Below are 5,148 nucleotides of genomic sequence, written 5' to 3'. Positions count from 1 at the left end.
GCGACGAGCACACCAGGCCCGGCAAGGAACACGATAAGGACTAGCTGGCGGCGCCGGGCTCCCCGACCAGATAGCGCAGGGCGAGCAGATAGCCCTGCACCCCCAGTCCGACGATCACGCCGGTCGCGACCGGGCTCAGGTACGAGTGTCGCCGAAACTCCTCGCGCGCATAGACATTGGAGATGTGCACCTCGATCAACGGGGCACTCAGCTCCGCGCACGCGTCACGCAGCGCCACCGACGTGTGGGTGAGCCCGCCGGCGTTGAGGATCACCGGTTCGCCCGCGTCGGCGGCCGCATGGATCCAGTCCAGCAGGTCTGCTTCGTTATCGCTTTGTCGCACAACGGCTTTGAGACCGAGCGCGTCGGCCTCCCGTTCGATCAGCGCGGCCAGTTGATCGTGCGTCGTGTCACCGTACACGTCCGGCTCGCGCCGGCCCAGCCGGCCCAGGTTCGGGCCGTTGATGACATTCACGACGTTGGTCACGAAGCCTCCTGGGCGAGTCCGGCATAGGCCGCCGCCAACAGCGACGGGTCGGGGCCGGCCATCCGGCCCGGCTTGCCCAGGCCGTCGAGAACCACGAACCGCAGCACCCCGGCCCGCGACTTCTTGTCTCCCGCCATGTATTCCAGCAACTGCGGCAGCGCGTCGGCGTCGTAGCTGACCGGGAGGCCGAGCGCCGACAGGATGGTGCGGTGGCGCTGCGCGGTGGCGTCGTCGAGCCGGCCGGCCAGCCGGGCCAGCTCCGCGGCGAAGACCAGGCCCACCGACACCGCGGCGCCGTGCCGCCACTGATAGCGCTCGCGGCGCTCGATAGCGTGCCCCAAAGTGTGCCCGTAGTTGAGGATTTCGCGCAGCTCCGACTCTTTCTCGTCGGCGGCCACAACCTCCGCCTTGACGGCGATCGCGCGGCGGATCAGCTCCGCCAGCACGTCACCCGACGGGTCGACCGCGGCCTGCGGATCGGCCTCGATGAGGTCCAGAATCACCGGATCGGCGATGAATCCCGCCTTGACGATTTCGGCCATTCCCGCGACGAGTTCGTTGGCCGGCAACGTCTGCAGTGTCGACAGGTCGACCAGAACGGCGTGTGGCTGATGGAACGACCCAACCAGGTTCTTGCCCGCGTCGGTGTTGATCCCGGTCTTGCCGCCGATGGCCGCGTCGACCATGCCCAGCAGCGTGGTGGGCACGTGCACGATGTCAACGCCGCGCAGCCACGTGGCCGCCGCGAAGCCGGCGACGTCGGTGGCCGCACCGCCGCCAAGACTGACCAACGCGTCTTTGCGTCCAATACCTATGCGGCCCAGGACTTCCCACAAAAAGCCGACCACCGGGAGGTCCTTGCCCTCCTCGGCATCCGGGATTTCGATGCGGTGCGCGTCAACACCCTTGTCCGCCAACCGGCTTCGGATCACCTCGGCGGTCTCCGTCAGCACCGGTTGATGCACGATGGCCACCTTGTGCCGGCCGACGAGAAGTTCGTTCAGCTCGTCCAGCAAGCCGGTGCCGATGATCACCGGATAGGGCGGGTCGACGGCCACCTCGATGGTGACCGGATCCCCAGAGCGCGTCATGTGGCGGCCCCGGCCGGAGCCTGCAACCGCGAGACGATGTAGCGGACAACCGCGCCGGGGTTGCGCCGGTTGGTGTCGACGCGGATGGTCGCCGCGCGCCGGTACAGCGGGCTGCGTTCGGCCAGCAGCGCGCGGTACTTGTCGGCGCGATCGGGTCCGGCCAGCAGCGGGCGCACGGTATTGCCGCCGGTGCGCCGCACGCCTTCGCTGGCGCTGATCTCCAGATAGATGACGGTGTGACCGGCGAGCGCCTCACGCACCCCCGGGCTGGTGACCGCGCCGCCCCCGAGTGACACCACGCCGTCGTGGCCGGCCAGCGCGGCGCGCACCACGCCCTCCTCGATGCGGCGGAATTCCGGTTCGCCGTCGGTGGCGAAGATGTCGGCGATGCGGCGCCCGGTCTGCTGCTCGATGGCCACATCGGTGTCCAGGAAATCGACACCAAGTGCCTTGGACAGGCGCCGGCCGATGGTGGACTTGCCCGAACCCGGCAGGCCCACCAGGACCGCTTTGGGCGCCATTACGCGGTACCCCGGGCGGCCGGCGACTCCCGCTCGGCGACCGCTCGTCGATAGGCCTCGACGTTGCGGCGGGTTTCGGCCAGCGAATCGCCGCCGAACTTCTGCAGCGCCGCCCGGGCCAGCACCAGCGCCACCATGGCCTCGACCACCACGCCGGCGGCCGGCACCGCGCACACGTCCGAGCGCTGGTGGATCGCGACGGCCTCGTCGCCGGTCGCCATGTCGACGGTGGCCAGTGCCCGCGGCACCGTGGAAATGGGCTTCATCGCGGCGCGCACCCGCAGCGGCTGGCCGTTGGTCATGCCGCCTTCCAGGCCGCCCGCCCGGTTGGTCGACCGGACCACGCCGTCGGGGCCGGGGTACATCTCGTCGTGGGCGCGGCTGCCGCGGCGGCGTGCCGTCTCGAAACCGTCGCCGATCTCGACGCCCTTGATCGCCTGGATACCCATGACGGCGGCGGCAAGCTGGCTGTCGAGGCGGTTGTCGCCGCTGGTGAACGAGCCCAGCCCGACGGGCAGGCCCAGGACCACCACCTCAACCACACCGCCGAGCGTGTCCCCGTCCTTCTTGGCGGCTTCGATCTCGGCGATCATCGCCTCCTCGGCCGCCTTGTCGAAGGCGCGCACCGGGCTGGCGTCGATCGCGGGCAGGTCGCCCGGACCGGGCGGCGGGCCCTGGTAGGGCGCCGACGGGCCGATCGCGATCACGTGCGAGAGCACCTCGACGCCGAGCGCCTGACGCAGAAACGCGCGGGCGACGGTGGCGGCCGCGACGCGGGCCGCGGTCTCGCGGGCGCTCGCGCGCTCCAGCACCGGTCGGGCGTCGTCGAAGCCGTATTTGAGCATGCCCGCATAGTCGGCGTGGCCGGGCCGCGGCCGGGTGAGCGGCGCATTGCGCGCGCTGTCCGCCAGCTCCCCCGGGTCGACCGGGTCGGCGGCCATCACGGTCTCCCACTTAGGCCATTCGGTATTGCCGATCTCGACGGCGATGGGCCCGCCCAGGGTGACGCCGTGACGCACCCCCGACAGCACGCTGACCGCGTCCCGCTCGAACGCCATCCGCGCGCCGCGCCCGTAACCGAGGCGGCGCCGGGCCAGCTGTTCGGCAATGTCGAGGGAGGTGATCTCCACACCGGCGACCATGCCTTCGAGCACGGCCACCAGCGCGCGGCCATGCGACTCCCCAGCAGTGATCCAACGCAACACGGGTCCCATCTTCCCATGTCGGGTTCCGAAAAGCCGATTCGCGCAGTCCGCGGCGGTAGTGGGTCCGCGCGCGCCACGGGTCAGAAGAAACTGCTCTGCGGCAGGTCCGCGCCGTTGACGGCGATATCGCCGAGCACCTCCTCGATCCCCGACGGATCTGCCGCCGGGTGTCCGTCAGGTGCAACGGGCATGGAAGTCAAAGCCTCTCTGGGCGAATCACTGTCGTACGCACGACGACCAGCCCGAATTTTTCGCGCACACGCCGACTTTCATCCGTGCTGATTCCTACGACGACCATGGGATACGCCGCGAAGCCGCGCCACGCCATCGCTGTGATGTGCCACCATGTTGCCTGGTGGGGCAATTTCTCTGGTACATACCGAATACCGTCGAGCCGGGCCATCGAGGCGACGACACCGTCGATGGCTGGGGAAGTCTGGACTATTCGGTCGACCTGGCGCTGCGGGCCGAGCAACACGGTTGGGAAGGCGCGCTGATCGGCACCGGCTGGGGGCGGCCGGACACTTTCACCGTCGCGACCGCAATCGCCGCGCGCACCAACAACTTCGCTCCGCTGGTGGCGGTCCGCCCCGGTTACTGGCATCCGGCGCATTTCGCCAGTGCGGCGGCGACCCTGGATCGGCTCAACGACGGCCAGCTATTGATCAACATCGTGAGCGGCGCCGATGACCTGGCCGCGTATGGCGACGCCGAGGTCGACAAGGGGCGCCGCTACGACCGCACCCGCGAATTCATCCGGCTGGTTCGCCGGTTGTGGAGCGAGGACGATGTCACCTTCCGCGGCGAGTTCTTCACCGTCGAACACTCGACGCTGCAGCCGCGCCCGCTCGGGGCGGCCGACGGCCGGTTCCCGAAGCTCTACTTCGGCGGCGCATCGGCGACCGCCGAGCAGGTCGCCGCGACCGACGCCGACGTCCAATTGTTCTGGGGCGAGTCACTGGACGGGATCGCCGAACGCATCGACAGGCTGAAGTCTTTGTCCGACAAGCTCGGTCGCGAACACGCGCCGCTGGAATTCGGCCTTCGCGTGACCACCCTGGTGCGCGACACATCCGAGCAGGCCTGGCACGATGCCGAGGCCAAGGTCGCCAAGCTGGCGGGCACGCCGACCATGATGCTGCTGCACGACCCGGCGGGGTCCGAGGGGCAGCGGCGGCTCAACGATCTTGCCGGACGCGCAGAGGTGCTTGATTCCTGCCTGTATACGACGCCGAGCAAGTACGGCGGGGAGGGCGCCGGCACGACATGGCTGGTGGGCTCGGCCGTCGAGGTCGCCGACGCATTGCGCAAATACGCCGACCTCGGGGTCAGCCATTTCGTGTTGTCGGACACTCCGTACAAGTCCGAGACGGCCAGGCTGGGCGACCAGTTGCTGCCGCTGCTGCGCTCCACCGCCGTGCCGAACTGAGCGCGTCAGAGCAGCGCCAACCCCACACCCGCCGCGCTGGCCAGACACATCGACGGCCCGTGCGGCACCGCGGCCGTGCCGTCGGCACCGCCGCGAAGCCGGCCGACCGCCCCGAGCACCGCGGTCAGCAGCGGCGCCCCCAGCGCCGCCAGAAACCACACGCCGACGCCGAAGCAGCCGGTCAACGCGCCCAGACCGAGAGCCAGCTTGACGTCACCGGCGCCCATTCCTCCCGCGCAGTGCACCGCCAGGTAGACCGCGGTCAGGGCCCCGGTTCCGGCCAGCGCCGCCGACCCGCGCCCGGCCGCCGTCGCGCCGGCCAGAACCGCCGCGGCCCCGGTCAGCGTCAGCGCGTTGGGCAAGCGCCGTTCGCGGATGTCATAGCAACTCAACGCCGCCAACCAGGCCAGCACCA

Annotated in this window: 6 protein-coding genes; 1 reads left to right on the top strand and 5 read right to left on the bottom strand. The window is 70.0% G+C overall.

What is annotated here, in order from left to right:
• Positions 1-40 precede the first annotated feature (40 nt).
• The 4 genes from aroQ to aroC are packed head-to-tail and all read right to left on the bottom strand — an operon-like array spanning position 41 to position 3,304.
• Positions 41-487: a type II 3-dehydroquinate dehydratase gene (gene aroQ, locus A5652_RS01065; protein WP_067345715.1), complete on the bottom strand. Its 447-nt coding sequence runs from the start codon at positions 485-487 to the stop codon at positions 41-43.
• Positions 484-1,578, bottom strand: coding sequence for a 3-dehydroquinate synthase (gene aroB / locus A5652_RS01060; RefSeq protein ID WP_067345710.1), 1,095 nt, complete (start codon positions 1,576-1,578; stop codon positions 484-486). Before aroB ends, aroQ begins: the two co-directional genes overlap by 4 nt.
• Positions 1,575-2,099 (bottom strand): shikimate kinase, encoded by a 525-nt coding sequence (locus A5652_RS01055; protein ID WP_067345707.1) that lies wholly within the window; start codon positions 2,097-2,099, stop codon positions 1,575-1,577. The genes aroB and A5652_RS01055 overlap by 4 nt, the downstream gene beginning before the upstream one ends.
• On the bottom strand, positions 2,099-3,304 hold the full coding sequence (aroC, locus tag A5652_RS01050; RefSeq protein WP_067345717.1) for a chorismate synthase: 1,206 nt from the start codon (positions 3,302-3,304) through the stop codon (positions 2,099-2,101). Before aroC ends, A5652_RS01055 begins: the two co-directional genes overlap by 1 nt.
• 355 nt (positions 3,305-3,659) lie before the next feature.
• Between aroC and A5652_RS01045 the strand changes: the two genes are divergently transcribed.
• On the top strand, positions 3,660-4,733 hold the full coding sequence (locus A5652_RS01045; RefSeq protein WP_067345703.1) for an LLM class flavin-dependent oxidoreductase: 1,074 nt from the start codon (positions 3,660-3,662) through the stop codon (positions 4,731-4,733).
• Positions 4,734-4,738: 5 nt separating this feature from the next.
• Here A5652_RS01045 and A5652_RS01040 read toward each other — a convergent pair whose 3' ends face one another.
• Positions 4,739-5,146, bottom strand: a complete 408-nt coding sequence (locus A5652_RS01040) for an A24 family peptidase (protein WP_067345700.1) — start codon at positions 5,144-5,146, stop codon at positions 4,739-4,741.
• Between the last annotated feature and the right edge of the window lie 2 nt (positions 5,147-5,148).

The organism is Mycobacterium sp. 1165178.9, from assembly GCF_001673555.1.
Classification (GTDB): Bacteria; Actinomycetota; Actinomycetes; order Mycobacteriales; family Mycobacteriaceae; genus Mycobacterium.
Note: the sequence above shows the minus strand (reverse complement) of the source record. Positions and strands in the feature narration are given on the sequence as shown.

Coding starts and splice junctions, on each gene's coding strand:
- A5652_RS01055 (WP_067345707.1), bottom strand. CDS start 2,099: ATGGCGCCCAAAGCGGTCCTGGTGGGCCTGCCGGGTTCGGGCAAGTCC.
- aroB (WP_067345710.1), bottom strand. CDS start 1,578: ATGACGCGCTCTGGGGATCCGGTCACCATCGAGGTGGCCGTCGACCCG.